General features: G+C 66.8%; 23 protein-coding genes. 6 read left to right on the top strand and 17 right to left on the bottom strand.

All coding sequences use genetic code 11. The features are described from left to right. Positions 1-5 precede the first annotated feature (5 nt). The 13 genes from ACZ6YI_RS19930 to ACZ6YI_RS19870 all read right to left on the bottom strand — a co-directional run bounded on the left by ACZ6YI_RS19930 (position 6) and on the right by ACZ6YI_RS19870 (position 14,706). The gene (locus tag ACZ6YI_RS19930; protein WP_465780153.1) at positions 6-803 is read right to left on the bottom strand and encodes a ferritin-like domain-containing protein; all 798 of its coding nucleotides are present in this window, start codon (positions 801-803) and stop codon (positions 6-8) included. A gap of 42 nt (positions 804-845) precedes the next feature. Continuing rightward, a complete protein-coding gene (gene purF, locus ACZ6YI_RS19925; RefSeq protein WP_465780152.1) occupies positions 846-2,324 on the bottom strand; it encodes an amidophosphoribosyltransferase in 1,479 nt (492 codons plus the stop codon). Between the two features lie 11 nt (positions 2,325-2,335). Continuing rightward, positions 2,336-2,971 (bottom strand): CvpA family protein, encoded by a 636-nt coding sequence (locus ACZ6YI_RS19920; protein ID WP_465780151.1) that lies wholly within the window; start codon positions 2,969-2,971, stop codon positions 2,336-2,338. Between the two features lie 42 nt (positions 2,972-3,013). After that, positions 3,014-4,087, bottom strand: a complete 1,074-nt coding sequence (locus ACZ6YI_RS19915; protein ID WP_465780150.1) for an SPOR domain-containing protein — start codon at positions 4,085-4,087, stop codon at positions 3,014-3,016. An 88-nt stretch (positions 4,088-4,175) separates the two neighbouring features. Continuing rightward, a complete protein-coding gene (gene folC, locus ACZ6YI_RS19910) occupies positions 4,176-5,456 on the bottom strand; it encodes a bifunctional tetrahydrofolate synthase/dihydrofolate synthase (RefSeq protein WP_465780149.1) in 1,281 nt (426 codons plus the stop codon). Beyond that, complete coding sequence (locus ACZ6YI_RS19905) at positions 5,453-6,079, bottom strand: GNAT family N-acetyltransferase (protein WP_465780148.1); 627 nt, start codon at positions 6,077-6,079, stop codon at positions 5,453-5,455. The genes folC and ACZ6YI_RS19905 overlap by 4 nt, the downstream gene beginning before the upstream one ends. Before the next feature lie 127 nt (positions 6,080-6,206). Further along, the gene (locus ACZ6YI_RS19900; protein ID WP_440323804.1) at positions 6,207-7,511 is read right to left on the bottom strand and encodes an adenylosuccinate synthase; all 1,305 of its coding nucleotides are present in this window, start codon (positions 7,509-7,511) and stop codon (positions 6,207-6,209) included. Between the two features lie 51 nt (positions 7,512-7,562). Next, the gene (gene hflC, locus ACZ6YI_RS19895) at positions 7,563-8,432 is read right to left on the bottom strand and encodes a protease modulator HflC (RefSeq protein ID WP_440323802.1); all 870 of its coding nucleotides are present in this window, start codon (positions 8,430-8,432) and stop codon (positions 7,563-7,565) included. Then, positions 8,429-9,577, bottom strand: coding sequence for a protease modulator HflK (gene hflK / locus ACZ6YI_RS19890; RefSeq protein WP_465780147.1), 1,149 nt, complete (start codon positions 9,575-9,577; stop codon positions 8,429-8,431). The genes hflC and hflK overlap by 4 nt, the downstream gene beginning before the upstream one ends. A 151-nt stretch (positions 9,578-9,728) precedes the next feature. Continuing rightward, positions 9,729-11,039 (bottom strand): ribosome rescue GTPase HflX, encoded by a 1,311-nt coding sequence (gene hflX, locus ACZ6YI_RS19885; protein ID WP_440323798.1) that lies wholly within the window; start codon positions 11,037-11,039, stop codon positions 9,729-9,731. Positions 11,040-11,136: 97 nt separating this feature from the next. Then, positions 11,137-11,394, bottom strand: a complete 258-nt coding sequence (gene hfq / locus ACZ6YI_RS19880) for an RNA chaperone Hfq (RefSeq protein ID WP_440323796.1) — start codon at positions 11,392-11,394, stop codon at positions 11,137-11,139. A gap of 133 nt (positions 11,395-11,527) precedes the next feature. Then, positions 11,528-12,463 (bottom strand): tRNA (adenosine(37)-N6)-dimethylallyltransferase MiaA, encoded by a 936-nt coding sequence (gene miaA, locus ACZ6YI_RS19875; RefSeq protein ID WP_465780146.1) that lies wholly within the window; start codon positions 12,461-12,463, stop codon positions 11,528-11,530. Positions 12,464-12,585: 122 nt separating this feature from the next. Next, positions 12,586-14,706 (bottom strand): S46 family peptidase, encoded by a 2,121-nt coding sequence (locus ACZ6YI_RS19870; RefSeq protein WP_465780145.1) that lies wholly within the window; start codon positions 14,704-14,706, stop codon positions 12,586-12,588. A gap of 190 nt (positions 14,707-14,896) precedes the next feature. On the opposite strand from ACZ6YI_RS19870, the gene tdh reads away from it, so the two are divergent. The 3 genes from tdh (at position 14,897) to kbl (ending at position 21,062) form a co-directional block, all read left to right on the top strand. Further along, positions 14,897-15,931, top strand: a complete 1,035-nt coding sequence (gene tdh / locus ACZ6YI_RS19865) for an L-threonine 3-dehydrogenase (RefSeq protein WP_440327270.1) — start codon at positions 14,897-14,899, stop codon at positions 15,929-15,931. A gap of 190 nt (positions 15,932-16,121) precedes the next feature. Next, on the top strand, positions 16,122-19,703 hold the full coding sequence (locus ACZ6YI_RS19860; protein WP_465780144.1) for a DUF748 domain-containing protein: 3,582 nt from the start codon (positions 16,122-16,124) through the stop codon (positions 19,701-19,703). 159 nt (positions 19,704-19,862) lie between these two features. After that, complete coding sequence (kbl, locus tag ACZ6YI_RS19855; RefSeq protein WP_440326065.1) at positions 19,863-21,062, top strand: glycine C-acetyltransferase; 1,200 nt, start codon at positions 19,863-19,865, stop codon at positions 21,060-21,062. A gap of 68 nt (positions 21,063-21,130) precedes the next feature. Here the strand turns inward: kbl and ACZ6YI_RS19850 are convergent, their stop codons facing one another. The 4 genes from ACZ6YI_RS19850 to ACZ6YI_RS19835 form a co-directional block, all read right to left on the bottom strand. Next, entirely contained in the window at positions 21,131-21,859 is a 729-nt protein-coding gene (locus ACZ6YI_RS19850) for a pseudouridine synthase (protein ID WP_465780143.1), read from the bottom strand. A gap of 77 nt (positions 21,860-21,936) precedes the next feature. Next, positions 21,937-22,650, bottom strand: a complete 714-nt coding sequence (locus tag ACZ6YI_RS19845; RefSeq protein WP_465780142.1) for a C40 family peptidase — start codon at positions 22,648-22,650, stop codon at positions 21,937-21,939. A 266-nt stretch (positions 22,651-22,916) separates the two neighbouring features. Then, on the bottom strand, positions 22,917-23,621 hold the full coding sequence (locus ACZ6YI_RS19840) for a YggS family pyridoxal phosphate-dependent enzyme (protein ID WP_465780141.1): 705 nt from the start codon (positions 23,619-23,621) through the stop codon (positions 22,917-22,919). Beyond that, positions 23,618-25,060 (bottom strand): M20 family metallopeptidase, encoded by a 1,443-nt coding sequence (locus ACZ6YI_RS19835; RefSeq protein WP_465780140.1) that lies wholly within the window; start codon positions 25,058-25,060, stop codon positions 23,618-23,620. The genes ACZ6YI_RS19840 and ACZ6YI_RS19835 overlap by 4 nt, the downstream gene beginning before the upstream one ends. A gap of 170 nt (positions 25,061-25,230) precedes the next feature. Between ACZ6YI_RS19835 and ACZ6YI_RS19830 the strand changes: the two genes are divergently transcribed. The 3 genes from ACZ6YI_RS19830 (at position 25,231) to ACZ6YI_RS19820 (ending at position 26,688) form a co-directional block, all read left to right on the top strand. Further along, on the top strand, positions 25,231-25,566 hold the full coding sequence (locus tag ACZ6YI_RS19830; protein ID WP_465780139.1) for a ComEA family DNA-binding protein: 336 nt from the start codon (positions 25,231-25,233) through the stop codon (positions 25,564-25,566). A 112-nt stretch (positions 25,567-25,678) separates the two neighbouring features. Then, a complete protein-coding gene (locus tag ACZ6YI_RS19825) occupies positions 25,679-26,128 on the top strand; it encodes an SET domain-containing protein-lysine N-methyltransferase (RefSeq protein WP_440326077.1) in 450 nt (149 codons plus the stop codon). A 17-nt stretch (positions 26,129-26,145) separates the two neighbouring features. Next, a complete protein-coding gene (locus ACZ6YI_RS19820) occupies positions 26,146-26,688 on the top strand; it encodes a GNAT family N-acetyltransferase (RefSeq protein WP_440326079.1) in 543 nt (180 codons plus the stop codon). Positions 26,689-26,994: the final 306 nt, after the last annotated feature.

Raw genomic sequence — 26,994 nt, 5'->3', positions numbered from 1 at the left:
TAACGTCAGAGAGTGACGAGCCAGGCCAGCTCGGACTCGGAGAAACCGGCTTCGCGCCGCGCATCGAGATTGAACGGCCCGCGCAGCGACCCGTTCATGTAATCGTTCAGCAACTGCGCGAATGTCGCTTCAGGCTCAACGCCATCCCGCGCGCAGCACCAGTGGAACCAGCGCGTCCCCGCGGCCACGTGCGCCACTTCCTCACGCAGGATGACCTCCAGGATCGCCACGGTGCGCTCATCTTTCTGGTGGCGCAGGCGCTCCATCATGCCCGGCGTCACGTCCAGGCCGCGCGCCTCGAGCACGCGCGGCACGAGCGCCATGCGCGCCGTATCGCTGTGCGCGGTTTTCTCCGCCATTTCCCACAAGCCATTGTGCGCATCGAAATCGCCGTACGCATGGCCCAGCTCACCCAGGCGGCCCTGCAGCATCATGAAATGCCGTGCCTCATCGTTCGCGCAGGAGGCCCAGTCGGCGTAGTACGCATCGGGCATGCCGCGGAAGCGGTACACCGCATCCCAGGCCAGGTCGATCGCGTTGAATTCGATATGGGCGATGGCGTGCACGAGCGCAACGCGGCCCTCGGGCGTACCCAGGCCGCGCTGCTTGAGATCCCGCGTTGAAACAAGCCGTGGCCGCTCGGGGCGGCCAGGCAGCGTGATCGGCTCTGGCGCCGGAGAAGCCGGATCCGGGGCGAGCCCGCCCTCGCCCAGGCGGGCAAACGTCTCGAACGTCAGCCGGACTTTCTCGGCGGGGTCCGCAGCATCGAGGCAGCGGCGGGCGGCGGCGTGGAGATCCTGCATCACTGGGAGCCGCGCGGCACGCCGGGCGTGCCGCGCTGTAGATCAGGCCGTGCGACGCTCGGTCTTGGCGTTATCCGAACGCAGGGATTCCTGCTGTTCCAGGAACGCCGCATCCACGCCGGTCACGTACTCGCCCGAGAAGCACGAGGTATCGAATTTCTTCAGGTCTTCGTTGCCATCGTTGACGGCCCAGACCAGGTCCTCGAGATCCTGGTAGACCAGCCAGTCGGCGCCAAGCAGCTTCTCGACTTCTTCCACCGTACGGCCGGCGGCGATCAACTCGGACGCGGCGGGCATGTCGATGCCGTATACGTTGGGGAAGCGCACCGGCGGCGCGGCCGAAGCGAAGTACACGTTCTTCGCACCCGCATCGCGGGCCATCTGGATGATCTGCTTCGAGGTGGTGCCACGAACGATCGAATCGTCGACGAGCAGCACGTTCTTCTTGCGGAACTCGAGGTCGATGGCATTGAGCTTGCGGCGCACGGATTTCACGCGCTCGCCCTGCCCCGGCATGATGAAGGTGCGGCCGATGTAGCGGTTCTTGACCAGGCCTTCGCGCATCGGCACGCCGAGCGCCTGCGCCAGCGAGCTCGCCGCGGTACGCGAGGTATCCGGGATGGGGATGACCGCGTCGATGCCGTGGTTCGGGCCGCGCTCGCGCAGGATCTTCTCGGCGAGCTTCTCGCCCATGCGCAGGCGGGCCTTGTACACCGACACGTCCTCGATCATCGAGTCCGGCCGCGCGAGGTACACGTATTCGAAGATGCACGGCGAATGCACCGCGCCCTCGGCGCAGCGCTGGGCGAACAACTGGCCACCCTCGGTGATGATCACGGCTTCGCCCGGCGCGATATCGCGCGTGCGCTTGAAGCCGAGCACATCCAGGGCCACCGACTCGGAAGCGATCGCGTACTCGCGGCCTTCGGCGGTTTCGCGCTCGCCGAGCACCAGCGGGCGGATGCCGTTGGGGTCACGGAACGCGATGAGGCCGTAGCCGAGCACGAGCGCGAGGCAGGCGTAGCCGCCACGGGCGCGGGCGTGCACGCGCGACACGGCCTTGAAGACGTGTTCCGGCGTGAGGTCGCCGCGGTCTTCCAGCTGCAGCTCGTGGGCGAGCACGTTCAGCAGCACTTCGGAATCGGAATCGGTATCGATGTGGCGACGGTCATCCTCGAACATCTCCTTGCGGAGCTGCTCGGTGTTGACCAGGTTGCCGTTGTGCGCGAACGCGATGCCGTAGGGCGAGTTCACGTAGAACGGCTGGGCTTCCTCGGTGCCTTCGGAGCCTGCCGTCGGGTACCGGCAGTGACCGAGGCCGATGCGACCACGCAGCTTGCCGACGCCCGCCGAGTTGAAGACATCGCGCACGAGGCCGTTGCCCTTGTGCAGGCGCAGGCGCGCACCATCCACGGTGGCGATACCGGCGGCATCCTGACCGCGATGTTGCAGGACGGTCAGGCCGTCATACAGGGCCGATGCCACTTCCGTGGTACCGACGATGCCGATGATTCCGCACATGGTGTTGCCTTCTACGAAGAGGCCGCCGTGGAAGCGGCAGCGGGGTGAGCCTGGTTATTGTCGCGCGTTTGCCCGGGGATCGGCAGGTCGCGCAGTTTCATGAGATCGTCCTTGCTGGGGAGCTGGACGTCCGGCATTTTCATGTTCTTCAACGCTTCCGGCGGGTGCATGTAATCACGCACGTTCGCCGGGATCTGCTCGCCAATCCATGTGGCCGGGGCGCGGAACTGCTGGAGCATGGTCGATTCCCGCCACCAGGGGTCGTTCGGCAAAGGCGTGAAGCCAAGGGCGAACACCACCAGGCTTACGATCAGCACGCCACGCACCAGGCCGAAAAGCATGCCGAAAAGGCGATCCGTGCCGCCCAGCCCCGTGCTCGCCACCAGCCGCGAGATCAGGAACCGGATCAGCCCGCCGACCACCAGCACGGCGACGAAGGCCAGCGTGTAGCCAATGCCCACGCGGGCGGTGGCGTTCGACACCGAGCCTTCGAAGTAATGCGCCAGCTGGGGCCCGATCGCCCAGGCGATCCAGAAGGCGGCGACCCAGATCACCAGCGACAACACCTCGGAAATGAGGCCACGCGCCAGGCCGATCAAGACCGAGATGAACAGCACCGCCAGGATGACGTAATCGGCCCAGTTCACTGCGCTGCTCCCCATCTGCCGGCCTGCGCGCGGTGCCGCCCCTTACGGGGCAGACACCACGACGCCATCGAGGCCGACCTTGGCCTTGATCTGGTCTTTCAGGCGTACGGCATCGTCGCGCTGCGTCTGCGGGCCGGCGCGGACGCGCCAGAGCTTCGCGCCGCTGCTGGAGGCGATGCTATCGACGTAGCCGGCGATGCCGGCGCCGCGCAGCTTGTCGCGCAGGCGGTTCGCCTCCGCTTCGCTGCTGACGGCGGCGACCTGGACGGCGAAGCCCCCGGCGCGGGGCGCTGCGGCCGGGACAGCGGCCGCCTGGGCCTGCTGCTGGGCCACGGCCGGGGCGGCAGACGGCTTCGGCGGGGCCGGGACGTCGGCGGCCTGGGCCTCGGGCTTCGACGAAAGCGACGCCGGGGCGCCCGGGACAGCCGCGGTGATCTTCAGGCGCGCGGCCTCCGCGGCGGCGCGGGTATCAAACGGACCCGCGGTGACCCGGGTCAGCGCCTTGCCGGCCTGGCTCATGCTGGCCGTGCTTACCGGATACCCGAGGGCACGGACCTTCTGGACCACGGCATCCGCCTTGCTGCGATCGGCGTAGGCGCTGAGGTTGATCGTGTAGTTGCCACGCGCAGCGGCACCGGCCGGCATGGCCGCCGCCGGCGTATCCGCCGGGGCAGGCGTCGCCAGGGCAGGCTTGGCCGGCTCGGCGGCCGGCTGGGCGAAATCTTCCGGCAGGGCATCCGCCGGCTTGCGCGACGCGATATCCACCGAGGCGAGGCGGCTGCCGCTGCCGGGCGTGACCGCAGCCTGCGGTGCCGGACGCGCGGCGGCCGGCGTCGCGGCCGGCGTGCCGGCGGGGGCCTGCTGGGCCACGGGCTGCGCTGGGGCGGGCTGTTGCGTACCCTGCTGCGCCTGGGTGGGCGTGGCCGCCGGCGTAGCGGCGCCGTTGGGCGATACATCCAGCGTGCGCGACTGCAGTTCGCGGTCCGGCGCCGGCGGGATCTCAAGGCTGACCGTCTGGTCGGTATCGCCCTTGGGCGGCGTGCTGGAGAACAGCATCGGCACGATCAGGACGAGCAGCGCGATAAGGACGGCGGCACCCAGCAGGCGTGTTTTCAAGGAAAGCTCCATTCGGCCGGCGCAATGCGGATCGCCGCGATTATAACCGGCAATGGGGATGGCCCGGTGCCCTCCCCCGTGCAGGCGTTCACACGCGCGTCGTAAGGGCGGCGCTCGCGACGAAGAACGAGCCGAACACGAGCACGGTGTCATCCGCGCCCGCGGCCTCGCGCGCCGCGCTCCAGGCGGAGGCGACATCCGGATAACCCGTGCGTGACGCATCGGGCAACACCTGATCGAACGCCGCGCCGATAGCGTCGGCGGGCAACCCGCGCGGTGTATCCCGGTCAAGCCCGGCAAGGAACCAGTCATCGACGCGCTGGCCGATCGCCCCGATCACGCCAGCCACGTCCTTGTCGGCCAGCGCGCCATACACGGCGAACACGCGACCGGCGCGCGGCTGCGCGTCGAGCCAGTCGGCCAAAGCACGGGCGGCCTGCGGGTTGTGACCCACGTCCACCAGCGTGAGCGGATGCTCCCCGATGCGCTGGAGGCGTCCGCCCACGCGCACGCTGGCCAGGGCCGAGGCGATCGCCCCGGCCGGTACAGTGACGCGGCTCCGGAGCATATGCAGCGCAGCGATCGCCGCCGAGGCGTTCGCGAATTGCACCGGTGCCGCCAGCGCCGGGCGCGGCAGTTCAAGCGCGGTGCCGTCCGTGTGCATCCAGCGCCAGCCGTCGCCTGACGAAGCGCCGGCGGCCGTATCCCACCAGTACGACGAGCCCGCGCGTTCGATCACGGCGCCCACGCCCCGCAGCGCGTCCAGCAACCCCTCCGGCGGGTCCAGCTCGCCGACCACCGCTGGCCGACCGGCACGAGCGATACCGGCCTTCTCCCTGCCGATGCTGTCACGGTCGCTACCGAGCCACGCCTGGTGGTCGAGGTCGATGGTCGTGATGACGACGGCATCCGCATCGATGATGTTCACCGCATCGAGGCGGCCACCCAGGCCCACCTCGAGGATCGCGACGTCGACGCCGGCGCGGGCCATCAGGTCGATCGCCGCCAGCGTGCCAAATTCGAAATAGGTCTGCGCGATCGTGCCGCGCGCCGCCTCGATCCGCTCGAACGAGGCCATAAGGTCGCCGTCTGCCGCGTCCACGCCGTCGACCCGGATGCGCTCGTTGTAGTCCACGAGGTGCGGCGAGGTGTAGCAGCCTGTCCGGTAACCGGCGGCGCGCAGCATGCCTTCAAGCAAGGCCACGGTGGAACCCTTGCCGTTCGTACCGCCCACCGTGATCACGAGCGGCGCCGGCCGCGGCGCGCCCATGGCTTCCCAGACCCGGCGCACGCGATCGAGGCCAAGCTCGATCTCGTGCACGTTGGTGGTTTCCTGATAGGCCAGCCACTCGGCCAGGGTGCGGGTCATGCGCGTGTCTCCGCGCGGTCGAGCCCGCGCATCCAGAAATCGAGGACGTGTGGCGTCGCGGCCGCATGGCCGCGTTCCTTCCACGAAAGCGTACAGCTCATGCCGCCGACGGGCGCGTAGCCGCGACCGCGCCAGAAGGCATCGTTCGAACGATGCTGCGCAGGCGCGCGCGGATCGGCCGGATCCCTGCGTACGGAACAGAACGCCGTCCAGCGAAAGCCTCCACAGGCCCGGGCATGGGCCTCGCGCGCATCGAAGAAGGCATGGCCGATCCCGCGCCCACGCCATGGCGACAGGAGCACCGATTCGCCGAAATAAAACACTTCGTCGAGGGCCATGCCGCGTGCCAGGAATGGCTCGTGGAATGCCTCGCCATCATCGGCGAGCGGGATCCCGGTGGAGGCGCCGACTACCTCGCCGCCCACGGTGCGCGCCACGACGCACACACTGCGCGGTGACGCCGCATAGGCGGCCAGGTAATCGCGCTCGTAATCGCGATCGCCTTCATAGAGGTAAGGCCAGTCGCGAAACACCGCGATACGCAGGCCGGCGAGTTCATCGACGACGGGCAGGATGTCCTGCCCCACGTACGGCGTGACCGTGATGCCAGGAATGGGGCGCATGGCGGGAAGCGTATCGAACGAGCGCTAAAGCTTAATGGGACCATCGCCCGTGCGCATCTGCACCTGCACCGGGCGAAAAAAAGGCCAGCAACGAGGCTGGCCTTTTTTCGTTGTCGGTAGCGACCGCTTAGCAGTCGGCGCCGCCGAACGGGTCGTCGAGCACGATCGTGTCGTCGCGGTCCGCGCCCGTCGCCACGAGGGCCAGCTTGCAGCCCGAGAGCTCTTCCACCGCGCGCAGGTAGGCGCGTGCGGCCGGCGGGAGCTTGTTCCAGTCACGGATGCCCGCGGTGGATTCTTCCCAGCCCGGGAACTCGAGGTACACCGGCTTGCACTCTTCCCAGCCATCCGCATCGAGCGGGGCCAGCTCACGGCGCTTGCCGCGGTATTCGTACGCGATGCAGACCTTGATCGACTCCAGGCCATCCAGCACGTCGAGCTTGGTGATCGCCAGGCCGTCGATGCCGTTGATCTGCACGGCGCGCTTCAGGGCGACCAGGTCGATCCACCCGCAGCGGCGCGGGCGGCCGGTGCTGGCACCGAACTCGTTGCCCTTCTTGCGCAGCAGCTCACCCATCTCGTCATTGAGCTCGGTCGGGAACGGACCGCCGCCGACGCGGGTTGCATAGGCCTTGCAGATGCCGAGCACGTAATCGATGTCACGCGCGCCCACGCCGGTGCCGGCCAGTGCGCCGCCGACGGTCGTGTTCGACGAGGTGACGTACGGATAGGTGCCGTGGTCGATATCGAGCAGCGCGCCCTGCGCACCTTCGAACAGGATGTTGCCGCCATCGCGACGCACGTCATGCAGGATGGTGGCGACGTCGTCGACCATCGGGCGCAGGTACTCACCCCAGGTCAGCGCTTCGTCGAGCACGGTCTGGTAATCAACCGGCTCGGCCTTCAGCCACTCGGTGAGCACGAAGTTGTAGTAGTCGACGGCCGCCTTCACCTTCTCCGGCAGCTCGTGCGGGTACATCAGGTCGGCCACGCGGATCGAGCGGCGCGCCACCTTGTCTTCGTAGGCCGGGCCGATGCCGCGGCCGGTCGTGCCGATGGCCTTGGCGCCGGAAGCCACTTCGCGCGCCTTATCGAGGGCGATGTGGTACGGCATGATCAGCGGCGTGGCCGGCGAGATCTTCAGGCGGGCGCGCACGTCGACGTTCTGTGCCTCGAGCTCGGCGATCTCGCTCATGAGCGCGGCCGGCGACAGCACCACGCCATTGCCGATGAGGCAGAGCGCGTCGTCACGCAGGATGCCCGAGGGGATCAGGTGCAGGACGGTCTTCTTGCCCTTGATCACGAGCGTGTGGCCGGCGTTGTGGCCGCCCTGGAAGCGCGCGACGGCACCGACGCGTTCGGTGAGCAGATCGACGATCTTGCCCTTGCCTTCGTCGCCCCATTGCGCGCCGAGAATGACTACTGACTTACCCATGGTGGTGGCTCTCTTAGGTTGCTGTGCCCGGGAGGGCGATGTGGAGACGTGTTAGCGCTGGCGGCCGGGGCCGTCGTTGAGGTAGCGCAGGAATTCGGAATCGGGCTTGAGTACGAGCGTGGCCTTGCCGTCGGCGAACGACCGCTTATATGCCTGCAGGCTGCCGTAGAACGCGAAGAACTCGGGATCCTGGCCATAGGCCGCCGCATAGATCGCCGCCGCCTTCGCATCGCCGTCGCCGCGCACGGCGGTCGCATCGCGCCTTGCGTCGGCAAGGATCACGGCCTTCTGCCGCTCGGCATCGGCGCGGATCTTCTGGGCGTTCTCCTGGCCCGTGGAACGCAGTTCGTTGGCAAGGCGCGATCGTTCGGTGCGCATGCGCTTGTACACCGACTCGCTCACTTCGGCGGGCAGGTCGATGCGCTTGATGCGAACGTCGACCACGCTGACGCCCAGGTTCTTGCGAGCGATCTCGTCGGTGCGCTGCCGGACATGGCCGGTGATGTCCTTGCGGCCGCCACCGATCAGGTCCTCGAGCAGGCGCGAGTTGAACTCGTCACGCAAGGCATCCTTCACGACCGGCGTAAGCCGGCCGATGGCGGCGGTCGGATCGCCCGCGGTGGCTCGGTAGTAAGCCGCCGGATCGGCGATGCGCCACTTCACGTAGAAATCGACGGAGACCGACTTCTTCTCACGGGTGAAATAACGCTCGGGCTGCGCATCCAGGCCGAGGATGCGGTTATCGAACGTAACCACCTGCTGGGCCAGCGGCACCTTGAAGTGCAGGCCGGGCTGGAAGTCCGAACGCACGATGCGGCCGAACTGCAGGAGAAGCGCGTTCTGCCCTTCCTTCACGACGAAAACGCTGTTGAACCCCAGCAGCACCAGGGCGACGACGACGAGGCCGGAAACGATCTTCACGGGTTGCTCCCCTGCTGGACCGGCGTGGCGTCGGTGCTGGCGGACTGGACCACGGCACCCACGCCCGGCACGTTGCGAATGCTGGCGTTACCGCCGCGCTCGGCGGACAGCTGGAGGATGTTCTTGCCGCCGCTGCCATCGATGATCTTGCCGTTGCGGCTCAGCACGTCCTCGACGGTTTCGAGCCACAGGCGCCGGCGGGTGACGTCAGGCGCCGCGCGGTATTCCTTGAGCAGCAGGTTGAACCGTTCCGCATCGCCCGTGGCCGCGGCAACGCGCTCGGCGCGCTCGGCCTCGGCCGATGCCGCGATACCTGCCGCTTCGCCGCGGGCATCGGGGATCAGCTTGCTCTGGTAGGCCTGGGCTTCGTTCTCGGAACGCTGGCGGTCTTCGCGCGCGGCGTTGACGTCATCGAACGCGTCCTTCACCTGGGCAGGCGGCGAGACGCTCTGGAAGCTGACGCTGCTGATGACGATGCCGGAGTCGTACATGTCGAGGGTCGACTGCAGGATGGCGCGCGTCTGCTGCTGCAGCGTCTCCTTCGCCTCGGGCGTGGCATCCACGGCCTGGGCCTGGCCTGCGGCGGTGGCGGCCGGCGCCGGCTGGGCATCCGAACCGGTGGTCAGGATGCTATCCATCGCGTTGGCACCGACCACCGAACGCACGGCGGCTTCGGCGGCGTTCTTCAGCATGCTCTCGGCAGGGTCGGCATTCGAGAACAGGAACTTGCGTGCGTCCGAGACCTGGTACTGCACGTTGAAATCAATGGCGATGATGTTCTCGTCGCGGGTCAGCATCGACACCGTGTCGGAAACGGTACGCACCTGGGTGGTTTCCACCTTGGTGACCGTCTCGATCGGGTTCGGGGCCTTGAGGTGCATGCCCGGGGGCAGCACGCGCGAGAACTGGCCGAAGCGCAACACGACACCGACCTGGCGGGCATCGATCACGGTGAAGCTGGACACGAGCAGCCACGCGACGACGAAGACCAGCACGATCGCCAGCACGCCGCCGCTGCCGGCGCCGAAGCGACCGAAACGCGAGGTGAACTGCTTCAGCAGGCTATCCAGGTCGAACTTGCGCTGACCCTGCCGGTTGCGGTTCCAGGGGTCCTTCTGGCCGTTGCCGGGTTCATTCCAGGGCATGGGCGACAGTCTCCTTCGGGGACTGGAGGGTGGGCGGCTGGAAAGCCTTCAGGCGGGCCTGTCCGACGGGGAACGACGGCAGGCGCATGAACGCCTGTCGCCGGGCCGATCAGGCACGCAAACACTTCGAATTCTAGCAGACCCGCCCCGCTCAGTGCTCGGCGTGGGGCGGATCGATCAGCTCGCGAAGGGACGTTCCGTGCACGTCATCACCCACCAGCGGTGCCAGGACCGAGCGCGGGGCGTCGATATCCAGCTGCCACCCGTTCTCGTCGATCGCCTCGCTCGCAATGGCGCCAGCGGCCTTGAGCCGGGCGTGGAGCCGGCCGGCGGTGAGCGGGAGGCGTACGCCGGCGCGGATCCGGTCGCCGCCCAGCAGTTCGCCGAGGGCCTCGCGCAAGCCATCCAGCCCGGCGCCTGAATGCGCCGAAAGCCAGACGGCCCGGGGCTTGCCGTCGTCGCCCCGATCGACCCGGGGCTCGGCGTCTTCAATGAGATCTATCTTATTCATGACCGAAAGCTGGGGAATATCCCCTGCCCCGACCTCTTCGAGCACCGCGTTGACAACCCGGCGGAGCAGCTCGCGCTCTTCATCCGCCGCGTCGCTGACGTGGATCAGCAGGTCGGCATCGCGCGCTTCCGCCAGGGTGGCGCGGAACGCGGCAACCAGGTCATGGGGCAGCTCGCGGATGAAGCCGACCGTATCGGCCACGACGGCTGGCCCGCAGGCGAGGCCATCGATCTTGCGGACCGTGGGATCCAGGGTCGCGAACAACTGGTCGGCGGCATAGACGCCGCCCGTCGTCAGCGCATTGAACAGGGTCGACTTGCCGGCGTTGGTGTAACCGACCAGCGCCACGCGCGGCACCGTGTTGCGCAGGCGCGCACGGCGTTGCTGGTCACGCTGGGTCTGGACCTTTTCCAGGCGCTTGGTAAGCATCTTGACGCGCTCGGCCAGGAGGCGGCGGTCGGTTTCGAGCTGGGTTTCACCCGGGCCGCGGTTGCCGATGGCACCGCCGCGCTGGGCGTCCAGGTGGGTCCACCCGCGGACGAGGCGCGTGGCCAGGTGTTTCAGCTGGGCGAGCTCCACTTCCAGCTTGCCTTCGTGCGAGCGGGCGCGCTGGGCGAAGATGTCCAGGATCAGGCCCGCGCGATCGACGACGCGGGTCTTCAGGTGCTTCTCGAGGTTGCGCTCCTGGACCGGGGTCAGGACGTGGTCGACAAGGACCAGGTCCGCCTCGAGGGCGCGCACGGCCTCGGCCACTTCATCGGCCTTGCCGCTACCAATATAAAAACGGGGATTGGGCTCGGCCACGCGAGCCGGGATGCTGGCCAGGATCTCGGCGCCTGCCGATGACACGAGCTCGGCGAATTCCTCGCCACGGCGCGCCGCGTCGCCCTCGCCCCGGGAATGCGGGAGCACCAGGACGGCGCGATCGCCTTTCTTTTGCCTGTCGAACACTTAGGGGAATGACCTCATGGATGGAAGAGAAGACGGGCAGGCCGGAATGGCCTGCCCGGTCTCGTCCTTATCGATATGGGTTCCGCCTTCGGGCCCCTCAACCCTCGGCGTCGCCCGCACCTTCTACGTGGCTCTCGTGGCCGCCGACCCGCACGTTCCGGCTCGGGACCACGGTCGAGATGGCGTGCTTGTACACCATCTGGCTCACCTGGTTGCGCAGGAGCACCACGAACTGGTCGAACGACTCGATCGTGCCCTGCAGCTTGATGCCGTTCACCAGGTAGATGGCGACCGGCACGCGCTCGCGGCGAAGCGCATTCAGAAACGGATCTTGCAATGACTGCCCTTTGGACATTTTTTCTTCTCCCCTACGCCTCTCGTACGGGTCCGGGTAAAAAACGCCGAAAACGGCGCCCCGGCCCAAGTGCTTTGAATCTTAACTGCTTTTAAACGCTGGCTGGAAGCACTCAGCGTGACGATGGTGGCATTTACAGAAACTGCGCCACCGCCTTACGCACTTCCGGCAACGGATCCCCCTGATCCGGGTCGAAAGCGCGTGCGTCGAGCTCGCTGCGCAGCCAGGTCACCTGGCGCTTGGCGAGCTGCCGCGTTGCATAGATACCACGGTCTCTGAAGTTCTGGGCATCCCCTTGTCCATCAAGGAATTCCCAGGCCTGGCGGTAGCCCACGGCGCGGATCGCGGGCAGGTCGGCGTGGAGGTCCCCGCGCGACTTGAGCCCACGCACCTCATCGAGGAAGCCATCGGCCAGCATCGTGTCGAAACGGCGGGCGATGCGCTCGTGCAGCGCAACCCGATTCTCAGGAAGCAATGCGATCTTCAACACGCGCCACGGGAACGGCTTCCGAGGGGCATTCTGCAGCTCGGTGATCGGGCGCCCGGTCAGCGCGAAGACCTCGAGGGCTCGCTGGATGCGCTGGGCATCGCCCGGGCGGATCCGCTCGCCGGCCGCCGGGTCGATCTCGGCCATGCGGGCGTGCATCGCGGCCCAGCCGATCTCCGCGGCTTGGGCACCCAGCCGCTCACGGACAGCGGGGTCGGCTTCCGGCAGGTCCGAAAGGCCACGCTGCAGCGCGCGGAAATACAGGCCGGTGCCACCCACCAGCAGGGGCACCTTGCCCTGCCCCGCAACGCGCGCCATGGCCGGTACCGCATCCTCTGCGAAATCCGCCGCCGAATACGGCTGGGCCGGGTCGCGGATATCGATCAGCTCGTGGGGATAGCGCGCCAGCGTGCCTGCATCCGGCTTGGCCGAGCCGATATCCAGCCCGCGATACACCAGCGCCGAGTCCACGCTGATGAGCCCGACGGGAAACGCATCGGACAGCGCGCAGGCGAGCGCCGTCTTCCCTGAGGCGGTCGGGCCCATGAGGAAGATGGCGGGGGGGCGGGCGTCGTGGGTCATCGGTCATGCTGGTGGGATCAGGGCAAGCCGAGAGTATGCCAGCCACCACCGCAAGGCTGTTTGGGCCATGAAAAAGGCCGCCCTGTGGGCGGCCTTTTATTCAGAGCGCTACGCCATACCGATCAGCGCGCGGGGACGCCCAGCTCCTTCAGCAACGCCGGCGACGGATACACCTTGTCCATCAGCCAGCGCATGTAGCGCATGTCCACGTGGATGGCGCGCTTGTAGCGCGGGTCGTACATCCAGCTCGCGCTCACCGCTTCCCAGTTGCTGTCGAAGTTCAGGCCGACGAGCTCACCCTTCGCGTTCAACACCGGCGAGCCGGAGTTGCCACCCGTGGTATCCAGGTTGGAGAGGAAGTCCACCGGCATCGCACCGGTCTTCGGATCGGCGTAGCCGGTGAAGTCGCCCTTGCTGATCGCATCGAGCAATGGCTTCGGCGCATCGAACGGCACCTTGCCGGTGTTCTTTTCGACGATGCCCTGCACCGTGGTGAGCGGTGCGTATGTCACCGCATCGCGGGCGACTAGCGGCGTGACCTTGCCGTAGCTCACGCGCAGCGTGGAGTTCGCGTCCGGGTAGACGGCCTTGCCCTGCTTCTCGCGGTAACCGATCAGCGCCTGCATATAAGCCGGGCGCAAGCGCAGGAGGTCGCCATCACGGCCCTTCTTCTCATCCTCGATGCGCAGCAGCGCCGGACGCAGGGCGCGGGCCGCTACCATCAATGCATCGCTGCTCTTTTCGATATCAGCAGGCGAGGCCGCAAAGAGGCGATTGCGCTCGGCTTCATCGCCGAATTTCGTGGCGCCGTAGATCGCATCCAGGGACTTCGCCAGGGCGGCCGGCGTGGTGCCGAACACCTTGTCGACCTCTGCCACGTGCTGTGCGGCCGGGAGTTTCTGGTAGCGGGTCAGCAGCGAGGTGATGAGCGCCTTCTCCACTTTCGGATCGTAGCGGCGCTGGATCTGCTTCAGCTGGCTCTGGATCAGCTCCTCGTCGCGCTTCTGGTAGCCGGATTCACGCTCGGCATCGGCCTTCGGGCGCTCTACGGCGAGGCGGTCGACGTTCAGCGCGCCGCGCATGAGCTGGGTCTGCGAGGACAGCAGCCCGATCAACAGGTCGCGCTCGCGCACATCCTTGCCCTGCGCGATCAACGCCATGACCTGGTCGATCTGCGGCTTGAGCGATTTCGCATCCGGCTGGGTCGCCAGCCACGCAAGCATGGCGGCCTCATCGTCACGGCGCGTGGCGACGGCGTCGCTGCGCTCCAGCCCTTCCAGCTCGCCACTGAACCGCTTGATGCCGTTCTTCAGCGATTGCAGCTGCGAGGCGTAGTGGATAGCGGCGTCCTTGTCGGCCTTGCCCTGGTCCTCGATCACGTCCTGCAGGCCCTTGAGCACGGCCACGGAGGTCGGCAGCCGCCACTCCACCTGGTCGGCGAACTCGGCGGCGGTGCGGTGGCGGTAGGTAATGCCCGGGTAGCCCGCCAGCATCACGAAGTCGGCCTCGGCCACGCCTTCCGTCGCGATCTGCAGGTGCGACGGCGGGTGGTAGGGCTTGTTGTCGGGGGAATAATCGGCGGGCTTGCCGTCCGGGCCGACATACGCGCGAAGGATGGTGAAGTCGCCGGCATGGCGCGGCCACATGAAGTTGTCGGTTTCGTCGCCGTAGTTGCCGATGGCGCGCGGCGGTGCGTAGACGAGGCGAAGGTCGCGCAGCTCAAGCTGCTTCACCAGGTAGAAGTCGCGGCCGTAGAACATCGTGGCCACGCTGCACTTCACCCCGGCTTCCTTCTCGCACTCGGCCACCAGCGCCTTCGAGGCGACGTCGATCGCGTCGTAGTACGCCCTGCCCGTCTTACCCTTCGCGCCGGCAAGGATCCGCTCGGTGACCTTGTCGAACCCGACCGTGACCCGTGCCCGGTAGTCCGGGTTGGCCGGCAGCTCGCCAGCACGGTCCGGCGCCACGTAGCCGTTGGTGATCAGGTCGCGGTCCGGCCTGGAGTTGTACTGGATGACGCCGAAAGCCACGTGGTGGTTGGTGACCAGCAGGCCGTCCGCCGAGACGAACGAGCCGGTGCCACCGCCGACGCGGACAACGGCGTTCAGGGGCGCCTTGGTCAGGTCGGCCAGGTCCGCGGCGTTCCCGCGGAAGCCCGCGGCATTGAGGTTTTTCGCAATCGAAGGCAGCTGGGAGGGCATCCACATGCCCTCGTCCGCCTTCGCTTCCAGCGCCAAAGCCATGGCGGCTCCCAGCATTACGGTCCGGATTCGCATCGTCTCACTTGCCCCTGAGGTTTCCAAAGCTGCCCCACCCTAGAGGCCCGGGCGGGCCACTGGCAATGCCGCGGCGCACAAGCCAACGTACCTGCCGCGGCTTATAATGGTGGTTTGGCCCACCCCGCGGCCTGTCCCCACGGAAACCTGAAAGCTCATGCAGCAGACGATGAAGGCGCTTGTTAAGCGCAACCCCGAACAGGGCATCTGGATGGAAGAAGTGCCGGTCCCGACCCCGGGCCCGAACGAAGTGCTGATCAAGATCGAGAAGACGGCGATCTGCGGCACCGACCTGCACATCTACAAGTGGGACGAGTGGTCCCAGCGGACGATCAAGCCCGGCCTCACCATCGGCCACGAATTCGTCGGCCGCATCGCCGAGATCGGCCCGGGCGTCACCGGCTACAAGGTGGGCGACCGCGTCTCCGCCGAGGGCCATATCGTCTGCGGCCATTGCCGCAATTGCCGCGCCGGCCGCCAGCACCTCTGCCCGAACACCATCGGCATCGGCGTGAACCGCAACGGCGCCTTTGCCGAATACATGACCATGCCGGCCTCGAACCTGTGGCCGATCCCGGACCAGATCCCGTCGGAACTGGCTGCATTCTTCGACCCGTACGGCAACGCCGCGCACTGCGCGCTGGAGTTCGACCTGATCGGTGAGGACGTGCTGATCACCGGCGCCGGCCCGATCGGCATCATCGCCGCGGGTATCGCCAAGCACATCGGCGCGCGCAACGTGGTGGTCACCGACGTCAACGATTACCGCCTCAAGCTGGCCGCCGACATGGGCGCCACCCGCGTGGTCAACGTGGCGAACCAGTCGTTGAAGGACGTCGTGAAGGACCTGCACATCGAAGGCTTCGACGTGGGCCTGGAGATGAGCGGCAACCCGCGCGCCTTCAACGACATGCTCGAGTGCATGTACCACGGCGGCAAGGTCGCCATGCTCGGCATCATGCCGCGCGGCGCCGGCATCGACTGGGACAAGGTGATCTTCAAGGGCCTGACCCTGCAGGGCATCTACGGCCGGAAGATGTACGAGACCTGGTACAAGATGACCCAGATGGTGCTCACCGGCTTCCCGCTGCAGAAGGTGCTCACCCACCAGATCGCGATCGACGACTTCCAGAAGGGCTTCGACCTGATGGACGCCGGCGTCTGCGGCAAGGTCGTCTGCAGTTGGACCTGAGCCTGCCGTAGGAACCCACGGCATGGCGCTGTGGGAGTGAGCTTGCGAGCGATCGGGTCGCGGAAAGGCATCGTTCGCAAGCTCACTCCCACGACTCCTCAGTCACCGCCTGCGTGCCGGCCAATTACCACGCTCTTCACAACGAGTACACTTCCGCCCCGGGGGTAACGCGTTCGAAGGGGTGGATGGTATGGACACTCGCAAAGGCTGGCGGAACCTGCCCTGGCAAAGCGCGCGGGATCGCGCGCTGGCGACCTACCGGTCACGCCGGGCCCGGCGCATCGGGCTCGGGCTGGTCATCGCCCTTATCCTCTTCGCCCTGCTCGGCTTTCTCGCCGCGCCCTCGCTTATCCGTTCGCAGATCGCCACCCGCGCGAGCAACGCACTGGGCCGAGAGGTCACGGTCGGGCATGTGAGCCTGAATCCGTTCACGCTGCGCCTCACCCTCGACCAGCTGCACATCGCCGAAGCGGACGGAAAGACGGCTTTTCTCGATATCGGCCGGGTCACGGCCAATGCATCGTGGGCCTCGCTGTTTCGTGCCGCGCCCATCCTCGACGAGCTGCGCATCGACAGCCCGCGCGTCCACCTGCAGCGCAGCGCGCCCCAGCAGTTCAATTTCACCGACATCATCCAGCGTTTCGCCAGCCAGCCAGCCGCCAAGGACAGCAGCCCGGCGCGCTTCGCCCTGACCAATATCGCCATCCATGATGGCCAGGTCGATTTCGACGACCGTGTGCTCGATGCCACCCACCACGTGGACCATCTCGAGCTGGGCATCCCGTTCATCGCGAACCTGCCGGCCGATACCGATATTTTCGTGCAGCCGTTGCTCGCGATGACTATCGATGGCAGCCCGCTCAGGGTGCAGGGCCAGACCAAGCCGTTCGCCACCAGCCGCGAATCGACGGTCACGTTCCACTTCGACCAGCTCGACCTGCCCCGCTACGTCGGCTTCATACCTGCGCCCCTGCCGGTCGCCGTGCCGGGCGGCAAGCTGTCCGGCCTGCTGGGCGTGAGCTTCATCATGGGCGAGAAGGCGCCGACCATCCGCATCAAGGGACGCCTGGCGCTGGACGGCCTGAAGGTCACGGGCAAGGACGGTGGCGACCTGCTTGCGATCGGCCATGCCGACGCCGACCTGGGCGTACTCGACCCCATGTCGTCGCGCTACCGGCTGAGCGAGATCACGATCAAGGATGGCGCCCTGCGCTACGCCCGCCTGCCCGGCGGAAAGAGCAACTTCGATGCCCTGACCGGCGGCGATAGCAAGCCCGACCCGGCTGCACCGCCCATGGATGTGCGCATCGGGCTACTCACCTTGGTAAATACCCGCGTCGAGTATGCCGACCTTGCCGCGCCGGCTCCCGCGCGCCTGGTGCTGGAACACCTCGCCGGCACGCTCAAGGGCCTCAGCACCGTCAAGGCCCCGCCCGCGGTGCTGGACGTGTCAGCCAACATGGCTGGCGGCTCGCTTGCCACGCAGGGCCAGTTCGAGCTTGCGGCCAGCCGGTACGCCGGCAAGGTATCAATCAGGGACGTCTCGCTCGCACCGCTGATGCCGCTGACGCCTCCGCTGCTGGCCGCCGATGTCACCGGCGGGTCGCTCACCGCCAACGGCACGCTGAAAGCCGACTGGCATGATGCCGCGACTCTCCGGCTCGAGCAGGCAAAGGCGCGCGTGGACGGGTTCAACCTCGTGCCACACGGCGGAAGGGCATCTCCCGTCACGTGGAAATCGCTTAGCGCGACCATCGCCTCGGTCGACATGGCGACCAGCGAAGCGCGCATCGATAGCGTGCTTCTGGACGGTCTCGTCCTCGACCTGAAGCGGCTCGCCAACGGGAACCTGGATCTAACCGGCGTGCTCCCCGCGAATGCCAGCGCCGCCCATCCCGCGGGCAAGGGCTGGCAGTGGAGCGTCGCCCATCTCGGCCTGAGCGATGGCAAGGTCACCTTGCGCGACGCGAAGGCGCCCGGGAGGCGCAGGGGCATCAACCTCACCGCCAGCGCCTTCGGCATCGACGGGCTGTCCGACGACCTGCGCAAGCCGATCAGCCTGGATCTGAAAGGTGGACTGGGCGACGGCACGTTCGTGGTCTCCGGAACAGTCAAACCCGAACCGCTCGATGCGGAACTGAAGGTTCAGGCCACGCGGATCGACGTGGCGCCGCTGCAGGCGCTCGTGACCGTGCCGTTGAACGTGACCGTGGCCAGCGGCCTCCTCAGCCTGGAGGGCGACGCGCGATACACCGATCGCGGCAGGGACACGCCGCGCGTGGGCTACCGTGGCAAGGCCACGCTGGGACGCGTCCGAGTGCAGGACAAGCTGACCAACGACGACTTCCTGCGCTGGAACTCGTTGAGTGCCACGAACATGGCCGTGGCCATGGGTGAAGGCGTGCCGAAGGTCGCGATCGGCGGCCTCGCCCTTGATGACTTTTATGCGCGCGTGATCATCAACGCGACCGGCCGCCTGAACCTGCAGGATGTCGTCGCCAACCCGGAAGCCCCGGGTGCCGTCTCGGTCACCCAGGCACAGGCGAACCCCGCGCCGAAGAAAGCCGACGAACCGGTGCCCGTGCCCGCCGCGGCGGGGCCCGATGCCGACATCCGCATCGGCCAGATCACCCTGACCAAGGGCCGGCTCAACTACACCGATAACTTCATCAAGCCGAATTACACGGCCGATGTGATGGACCTCACGGGCAAGATCGGTGCGTTCGGTACGGCCGGCGGCGCGCCGCCGGCACCGCTCACCCTGCAGGGCCAGCTCGACGGCAACGCGCCGGTCAACATCGACGGCACGATCAATCCGCTGGCGCCCGTCGCGTTCCTCGATATCACCGCCAAGGCCGAGGGCATCCAGCTCACGAACCTGTCGCCCTACTCCGGCAAGTACGCGGGCTATCCCATCACGCGCGGCCGCCTGAACGTCGATGTCCACTACACGCTGGACCAGCGCAAGTTGAGTGCGGATAACCACATCTTCATCGACCAGCTCACCTTCGGCGACCGCATCGAAGGCCCGGGCATCAGCCATCTGCCGGTGAAGCTGGCCGTCGCGCTGCTGAAGGACAGCGAAGGCCGGATCGACGTCCATGTGCCCGTCTCCGGCTCACTCGACGATCCGCATTTCAGCGTCGGCGGCCTGGTATGGCGTGCGATCGGCAATCTCATCGTCAAGGCCGTGACCTCGCCGTTCCGCCTGCTGGCTTCGGCAGGCGGCGGTCGCGAAGACCTGGGTTACGTGGAGTTCGCCCCGGGTTCGGCCGTACTCGACCCAGCAGCCGACACGAAACTGGCCGAGCTGGTGAAGGTGCTCAACAACAAGCCTTCGATCAGCCTGGATATCGTCGGACGGATCGATACCAGCAAGGACGAAAGCGGCCTGCGCAAGGTGATGGTGGACGACCTGGTCCACCAGGAGCAGGTGAACGACAAGGGCGACGATACGACGCCGCCGACCCAGGAGCAGCAGGATAAATACCTCGAACGCGCCTACCGGCACGCCGACTTCCCCAAGCCGAAGAACATCATCGGCCTGACGAAGTCGCAGCCGCCGGAGGAAATGCGCACGCTGATGGAGACCAACATGCCGGTCGACGCCGATGCACTGCGCCACCTGGCCGAGCGGCGGGCCAACGCCGTGCGGCAATGGCTGCAGGGCAAGGTGGACGACAAGCGCGTGTTCGTCGTGGCGCCCAAGCTCGATCCAAAGGGCATCGACGACGGCGGGAAGACCACCCGGGTGGACTTCGGCCTGCACTGAGCCCGTCCCGCCCCTTGTGGGAGCGCGCTTGCGCGCGATCGGCGGTGGCGCAAGCACCCATCGCGTGCAAGCACGCTCCCACAGCACGCTCCCACGGCGCGCTCCCACAGCGTGTCCGCGCGGTAGAATCGGGATTTCCCCCGTCCCGGAATACGCCCCATGTCCTATCCCGCCCAGGAACGCCTCGCCGCCGAGCTCGCCTCCATCCGTGAGCAGGGCCTGTTCAAGGCCGAGCGCATCATCGTGTCGCCCCAGTCCGCCGAGATCGAACTCGAGGGCGGCCGCAAGGTGCTCAACTTCTGCGCGAACAACTACCTGGGCCTGGCCGACCACCCCGAGGTGATCGCCGCGGCCAAGGAAGCCCTGGACACCCATGGCTTCGGCATGGCCAGCGTGCGCTTCATCTGCGGTACGCAGGACCTGCACAAGGAGCTCGAAGCGAAGATCGCCAGCTTCTTCGGCACCGAGGACACCATTCTTTACGCGGCCTGCTTCGATGCCAACGGTGGCCTGTTCGAGCCGCTGCTCGGCGAAGAAGACGCGATCATTTCCGATGCGCTGAACCACGCCTCGATCATTGATGGCATCCGCCTGTGCAAGGCAAAGCGCTTCCGTTACAACAACTGCGACATGGCCGACCTGGAAGCGCAGCTGCAGGCGGCGGACGCCGCCGGCGCACGCACCAAGCTGATCACGACCGATGGCGCGTTCTCGATGGACGGCTTCATCGCCCCGCTCGATGAGATCACCGCGCTGGCGAAGAAGTACAACGCGCTGGTCCACATCGACGAGTGCCACTGCACCGGCTTCCTCGGCGACACTGGCCGCGGCTCGGCCGAGTACCACGGCGTGCTCGACAAGATCGATATCTTCACCGGCACCCTGGGCAAGGCTCTCGGTGGCGCGCTCGGCGGCTTCACCACCGGCCGCAAGGAAGTCATCGAGATGCTCCGCCAGCGCTCGCGCCCGTACCTGTTCAGCAACTCGCTGCCGCCGCACGTGGTGGCCGCGGGCAGCAAGGTGTTCGACATGCTCGCCGCGGCGGGCGACCTGCGCGACAAGGTGAAGGCAAACACCGCGTACTTCCGCGAGAAGATGGCCGAAGCCGGCTTCGACATCCGTCCGGGCGTGCACCCGATCGTCCCGGTGATGATCTACGACGCGAAGCAGGCCCAGGCCATGGCCGCGGAACTGCTCGAGGAAGGCATCTACGTCACGGGCTTCTTCTTCCCGGTGGTGCCCAAGGACAAGGCGCGCATCCGCACGCAGATGAGCGCCGCGCACACGCGCGAGCACCTGGACAAGGCGATCGCCGCGTTCACCAAGGTCGGCAAGAAGCTGGGCGTCCTCAAAGCCTGATCGGCAACCCTGTGGGAGCGCGCTTGCGCGCGATCGCGCGCAAGCGCGCTCCCACAGGTCAGGACAGGTCAACGGCGGCGCAGGCTCTGCACTTCGGTCGTCGTGAGGTGCCGCCACTTGCCCTTCGGCAGCTCACCGAGCGGCAGCTCGCCGATCGCCACGCGCACCAGGCGCTGCACTTCAAACCCCAGCACCTGCATCAACCGGCGGATATGCCGGTTGCGCCCCTCGTCCAGCGTCACCTCGAGCCACGCATTCTTTTCGCCCTGGCGAAGCAGCGTCGCGGCGCCGGCCCGTAGCGGCTCGCCTTCGTCCACGACGCCCTCGAGCATCGCGGCTATCGTCGTGTCATCCGGATGTCCGGCTACCTGCACGTGATAGGTCTTCGGCACGTGCGTGGCCGGATCCGTGATGCCGGCGGCCCACACCGTATCGTTGGAAAGAAGCAGCAGGCCTTCGCTAGCCTTGTCCAGGCGGCCCACCGGGCCGAGCCACGGCAGCCCCGCGCCTTCCAGCAGCGAATAGACGGTATCGCGGCCGCGCTCGTCCGAGGCGGATACCACGATGCCGCGCGGCTTGTTCATCACGACGTAAACCGGCGCGGCGGCTTCGGCACCCCCGCCATCCACGTCGATGCGCTCGTGCCCGCGAATGGGAAACTCGGGATCGCGAACGACCCGCCCATCCACGCGCACCCTGCCCTCGCGCGCGAGCTTCTCGCCCTGGCTGCGTGAACAGATACCGCGCTTGGATAGGACGCGTGCGAGACCGAAGGTGGGGGTGTGGGACCGGGGCATCCGGCTAGGTTAACGCGCGGCAAAAAAAAACGGCATGCCGTGGCATGCCGTTTCGGAAAAGTCGTTGAAGGGACCCGTCAGATCTTGGCGATACCTTCGGGACGCTTTGCGCCCGCGAAGTGCTTGGACCAGTACGCCTCGTTGAGGCTATCCACGCGCACCGTCTTGCCAGCCGACGGGGAGTGGATGAACTGGCCGTTATCAATGTAGATGCCGACGTGCGAGATGGCCTTGCCGCGGGTGCGGAAGAAGACCAGGTCGCCCGTCTTCATTTCGGTGCGCTTGACCGACAGCCCCGCGAGGAACTGGCTGGCCGAGTTGGTGGGCAGGTCGAGGCCGATGCTCTTGGCGAACACGTAGCGGACGAAACCGCTGCAATCGAAGCCGGCGGTCGGGGTGCGGCCACCGCGGTGGTAACGGATGTCACGGAGCTTCATCGCGAACGAGAGGAGCGCTTCGCGGGCGTGGCCATCGACGTGGCCGGCCAGCTTGGCGGTGGCGGCGGCGACGAGGCTGTCGTCGTCATCGTCGCTGTCGACCGCATCGGCTTCCTGTGCGTCCTGGGCCGAAGCGACGGTGGCGGCGGCAGCCTTGGGCGCGAAGGTCGAAGCGTCCGGGATGATGGACTGCGCCAGGCCGTTGGCCGGGGCGAAGACCGGAAGATCGGTAAGGAGCAGCGTCGCGGACTGGTCAAGGCCTTGTGGAGCCTGGACGGTGTCGGCGATGGCGGGTGTAACGGCGGCGATACAGCAGGTAGCTAACGCGAGAGCGGTCAGTCGCTTGAATTGCATGAGCGAGAAGGCCTGATCATCGTGGAGTTAAGCCGCCGTTTAAGTGAGACGACCGTGAACGAGTGGTGAAGTTAGCAAACCCCATTACCCCTGTTGTTGGCATAAAGTTAAAAACGGCCATTCCTAGGAATAATTCCGAAATTCCGTAATAAATAACGTGGAATCGCTCACAATCCTGAACAGATTTAGGCACTTGCTTCACGTATGTGAGCACTTACGGGTCGCCTCCCGGCGATCTCATTGCCGTTTTCCATTAACTGAACTGGTCAGTGCTTGTAATTCCGTGCACCGAAAATCGAGCTGCCAATTCGCACTTCGGTGCTGCCTTCGGCGATGGCGAGGGCATAGTCGCCGCTCATGCCCATCGACAGGCGCTCGAGCGGATGGCCCGCTTCTTGCGCCCTGTTCCGGCACTGATACAGCGCGCGGAAGTTCGCCCGGACCACGCCCTCGTCCTCGCTGTGCTCGGCGATCGTCATCAACCCGCGCACGCGCAGCGAGTGGAAAGCCTTGAGCTGGTCGAGGAAAGGCAGGAGCTGATCGGGCGGCAGGCCGGTCTTCGTGTCTTCCGGCGAGGTCTTCACCTGGACCAGGACGTCGATGCCCCGCCCCTGCGCCTGCAGGGCCTTGTCCAGCGCAACCGCCAGGTCCAGCCGATCCAGCGACTGCACCTCGCTGGCCAGGGCCGCCACGGCCTTTGCCTTATTGGTCTGCAGGTGGCCGATCACGACCCAGTCCAGCCCAAGCGCCGCGAGTTCAGCGGCCTTCGCCTGGATCTCCTGCACCTTGTTCTCGCCGAAGCGGCGCAGCCCGAGGCCGGCCGCTTCAGCCACCACATCGGCGCCGAAGGTCTTGCTGACGGGCAGCAAGGTGACCTCGGCCGGGTCGCGGCCCGCCGCATGGCAGGCCGCGTCGATCCCCGCCCGCACGGCCGCCAGCCGGCCAGCCAGCGTGGCGAGGTCCCCGGTCATGCCTTGCTGGCTTCCTGGAAGTGACGGGCGACCACGCTGGCGACGACCATGCTGACCCGCTTGCCGGTCGGGATATGCAAGAACTCGTTCGGGCCGTGCGCGTTCGAATGCGGGCCGAGCACGCCGGTGATCAGGAACTGCGCCCGAGGGAACTTCTCGCCCAGCATGCCCATGAACGGGATGCTGCCACCCTCGCCCATGTAGGCGGCCGGCTGGCCGAAGTAGTCCTGCGAGGCCTGGGCCACGGTCTCTTCGAGCCACGCCGACAGGGCGGGAGCATTCCAGCCGCTGCCATCCTTCTCGAGGGCGAAGGTGACCTTCGCGCCGTACGGCGGATCCTTCTCGAGCAGCTGCTTGAGGAACTTGCCCGCCTCGGCGCCGTTAAGGGTCGGCGGGACGCGCAGGCTCAGCTTCACCGAGGTCTTCGGGCGCAGCACGTTGCCTGCGCTCTCGAGCGGGGGCATGCCGCCCACGCCGGTGACCGACAACTGCGGGCGCCAGGTGCGGTTGAGCACCAGTTCGGTGAGGTCATCGGTGGTCGGCTGCATGCCTTCGACGAACGGGAACTTGTCGTAGATGGCCGTGCCGAGCACGTCAGCCGACTTGCGTGCCTGCGCCTTGCGCTGTTCCGGGATCTCGACGTAGAGCTCCTTCGGAAGGATCTTGCCGGTCTCCTGGTCTTCCAGGCGGCTCAGCAGGTCACGCAGGATGCGGAAGCTGGACGGCACCACGCCCGAGGCATCGCCCGAGTGCACGCCCTCTTCCAGCACCTGCACGGTGAGGTTGCCGCCGGTCATGCCACGCAGCGAGGTGGTGAGCCAGAGCTGGTCGTAGTTACCGCAGCCCGAATCCAGGCAGACGACGAGTGCCGGGTTGCCGATGCGGTCGGCGAGGTGATCCACGTAGTACGGCAGGTCGTAGCTGCCCGATTCCTCGCAGGCTTCGATCATGATCACGCAACGCGCGTGCGGCACACCCTGTTCGCGGAGCGCGAGCAGCGCGGCGAGCGAACCGAAGATCGCGTAGCCGTCATCCGCGCCACCGCGGCCGTAGAGCTTGTCGCCCTTCAGCACCGGGGTCCACGGGCCGAGGTCGTCCGCCCAGCCGGTCATTTCCGGCTGCTTGTCGAGGTGGCCATAAAGCACGACGGTTTCATCCGTGCCCTTGCCGCTGACGCCCTGTGCGGGCACATCGATATAGATCAACGGGGTGCGGCCTTCGAGGCGCACCACTTCGAGGCTGGCGCCCTCGAGCGCCGGCAGCTTCGAACGCGCCCAGTCCTCCATCAGCTTGACCGCCTGGTCCATGTAGCCGTGCTCGCGCCACTGCGCGTCGAACATCGGCGACTTGTTCGGGATGCGGATGTATTCGACCAGCTGCGGGACGATTTCCTGGTCCCAGAGGCCGCTGACGAAAGAAGTAATGCGGGAGGTATCCATGGCGCGCCTTTCCAGGTGGGGCAAAGGCCGATTGTAACAGCGCGTAGGTGCACGCCTTCACAACGACTCCGAAGAGGCTCACACGCCGCCTCGTTCGGCGCCGCTGAGCACGGCAAGCGCCCCACGGCACAGTGCCGTTGCGCCATCCGGCGCCCAGCCAAGGAACCTCCATGCCCATGCGCCACCTGCTCTTCGTCGCGGCCCTCTTCGCCGCCCCGGCGTTCGCCTCCGCGCCCGTCAACATCAATACCGCCGATGCCACCACCCTCGCCCAGTCCCTCGATGGAGTCGGCCTCGCCAAGGCCCAGGCCATCGTGGCCTGGCGCGACGCGAATGGCCCCTTCACCTCGGCCGACCAGCTCGCCGAGGTGAAAGGCATCGGCAGCTCGCTCGTCGACCGCAACCGGGATGCCATCCAGCTCGACGCCGGCAAGGCCACGGCGAAGTCGCGCCCGGCCAAGGCCGCCAAGGCCAGGAAGGCCGCCGCGGCGGACGACGAAGGCTGAGCCACGGGGCCGCCGTCACCGGCGGCCCTTCCACTCCACGCCCAACGCGCTACACTCGCGCCCCATGCCAGGCCGGGGGGCCGTGGCACGGAACTGGGGCAAAGAAGATCCAATGATCCTTCCGCGTTACCGCATCGCCGAGTCGACCATCCAGGGGGCCGGCAAGGGCCTTTTTGTCGACGAATTCGTGGCCGCGGGCCGCGTCGTCACGGCGCCCGACACCATCGACCGCACCTATCCGTGGGCCGAGATCCAGGCCTCTCCCGACCTGTTCGCCGCCGCCCGCTGGTTCGAGGATCGCTACACGCTGTCCCCGGACTGGCCGGACGAGTGCTACGTGAACCATAGCTTCCGCCCGACCGGCCTCTGGCATCTCGGATTTATATTTGCCGCCAAGGATTTGCCGCAAGGCACTGAAATCACTGTTGATTATCGCCACCTACTCGCGCCAGGCCAGGTTGAGGACTTTGCCGACAGCGAAACTGGTGAGAAAATAACCGGCTTGTCCTGGCAGGAAAGCCTCCGCGTGAGCACTCACGCCTTAGCCACCCTGCTCGGTTGAATCTTCTGGTCACTTCGATGGCAACTGCAGATATCCCCGTCCTGGAAACACCGCGCCTGCGGCTCACCGCGCTTACCGAACGCCACTTCGACGACTACGCCAACATGCTGGCGGATGCCGACAGCACGCGTTGGATCGGCGACGGCCAGCCCCTCGATCGCATGAATGCCTGGCGTTCCATGGCCATGCTGCTCGGCCACTGGGCCCTGCGCGGGTGTGGCATGTGGGCGATTGAACTGAAGGACACCGGCGAGTTCATCGGCCGTGCGGGCCTGATGAAGCCGGAAGGCTGGCCCGACCTGGAACTCGGCTGGATGTTGAAGCCGGAGCATCGCCACCACGGTTACGCGACCGAGGCGGGCTCGGCGATCCTGGATTTCGCGTGGAACCAGATGCACGCGCAGCGCGTGATCAGCCTCGTGCGCATCGGTAACGAGGCGTCGGATCACGTAGCCGAGCGCCTTGGCGGCGAGCATATCGACAACATCGATTTCCTCGGCGGCGCTACGCATCTCTTCGCGTACTACCCGCCGCACCGCGAAGTCCGCCGCGCCAGCTGAGCGCGACGCCTTCGAAATAGAAAAAGGCTGCGATCACTCGCGGCTTTTTTTTGTGCGTGCGAGAGGGCTCGCCTTCGGCTTCGCGGGGGCTCGGCTTCGCCATCGCTTCTAGCGCTCTGACGTCTCCGGAAAGAGCCCTTGGTGCCCACCCTCGCTGCTCAGACAGGTCCTCGTCGTTCGAAAGGGAGTGCCCCTCCGGGGCAAATGTACTTATTGCCCTACGGGCGCGAACCGGCAGCCGGGCGGGGCTTTTCTACGAGACGTCCGGCGATCTCAACCGATCGATGCAACGGCTTGGTTGAGTAC

The sequence above is a fragment of the Luteibacter sp. NPDC104163 genome, from assembly GCF_055584245.1.
This window is presented reverse-complemented; position numbering and strand designations above follow the sequence as displayed.

Excerpts from the sequence above, each read along its gene's own strand:
- ACZ6YI_RS19930 (WP_465780153.1), bottom strand. The coding sequence starts at position 803 with ATGCAGGATCTCCACGCCGCCGCCCGCCGCTGCCTCGATGCTGCGGAC.
- purF (WP_465780152.1), bottom strand. The coding sequence starts at position 2,324 with ATGTGCGGAATCATCGGCATCGTCGGTACCACGGAAGTGGCATCGGCC.
- folC (WP_465780149.1), bottom strand. The coding sequence starts at position 5,456 with ATGACCCGCACCCTGGCCGAGTGGCTGGCCTATCAGGAAACCACCAAC.
- ACZ6YI_RS19905 (WP_465780148.1), bottom strand. The coding sequence starts at position 6,079 with ATGCGCCCCATTCCTGGCATCACGGTCACGCCGTACGTGGGGCAGGAC.
- ACZ6YI_RS19900 (WP_440323804.1), bottom strand. The coding sequence starts at position 7,511 with ATGGGTAAGTCAGTAGTCATTCTCGGCGCGCAATGGGGCGACGAAGGC.
- hflK (WP_465780147.1), bottom strand. The coding sequence starts at position 9,577 with ATGCCCTGGAATGAACCCGGCAACGGCCAGAAGGACCCCTGGAACCGC.
- hfq (WP_440323796.1), bottom strand. The coding sequence starts at position 11,394 with ATGTCCAAAGGGCAGTCATTGCAAGATCCGTTTCTGAATGCGCTTCGC.
- miaA (WP_465780146.1), bottom strand. The coding sequence starts at position 12,463 with ATGACCCACGACGCCCGCCCCCCCGCCATCTTCCTCATGGGCCCGACC.
- ACZ6YI_RS19870 (WP_465780145.1), bottom strand. The coding sequence starts at position 14,706 with ATGGCTTTGGCGCTGGAAGCGAAGGCGGACGAGGGCATGTGGATGCCC.
- tdh (WP_440327270.1), top strand. The coding sequence starts at position 14,897 with ATGCAGCAGACGATGAAGGCGCTTGTTAAGCGCAACCCCGAACAGGGC.
- ACZ6YI_RS19860 (WP_465780144.1), top strand. The coding sequence starts at position 16,122 with ATGGACACTCGCAAAGGCTGGCGGAACCTGCCCTGGCAAAGCGCGCGG.
- kbl (WP_440326065.1), top strand. The coding sequence starts at position 19,863 with ATGTCCTATCCCGCCCAGGAACGCCTCGCCGCCGAGCTCGCCTCCATC.
- ACZ6YI_RS19850 (WP_465780143.1), bottom strand. The coding sequence starts at position 21,859 with ATGCCCCGGTCCCACACCCCCACCTTCGGTCTCGCACGCGTCCTATCC.
- ACZ6YI_RS19845 (WP_465780142.1), bottom strand. The coding sequence starts at position 22,650 with ATGCAATTCAAGCGACTGACCGCTCTCGCGTTAGCTACCTGCTGTATC.
- ACZ6YI_RS19840 (WP_465780141.1), bottom strand. The coding sequence starts at position 23,621 with ATGACCGGGGACCTCGCCACGCTGGCTGGCCGGCTGGCGGCCGTGCGG.
- ACZ6YI_RS19835 (WP_465780140.1), bottom strand. The coding sequence starts at position 25,060 with ATGGATACCTCCCGCATTACTTCTTTCGTCAGCGGCCTCTGGGACCAG.
- ACZ6YI_RS19830 (WP_465780139.1), top strand. The coding sequence starts at position 25,231 with ATGCCCATGCGCCACCTGCTCTTCGTCGCGGCCCTCTTCGCCGCCCCG.
- ACZ6YI_RS19825 (WP_440326077.1), top strand. The coding sequence starts at position 25,679 with ATGATCCTTCCGCGTTACCGCATCGCCGAGTCGACCATCCAGGGGGCC.
- ACZ6YI_RS19820 (WP_440326079.1), top strand. The coding sequence starts at position 26,146 with ATGGCAACTGCAGATATCCCCGTCCTGGAAACACCGCGCCTGCGGCTC.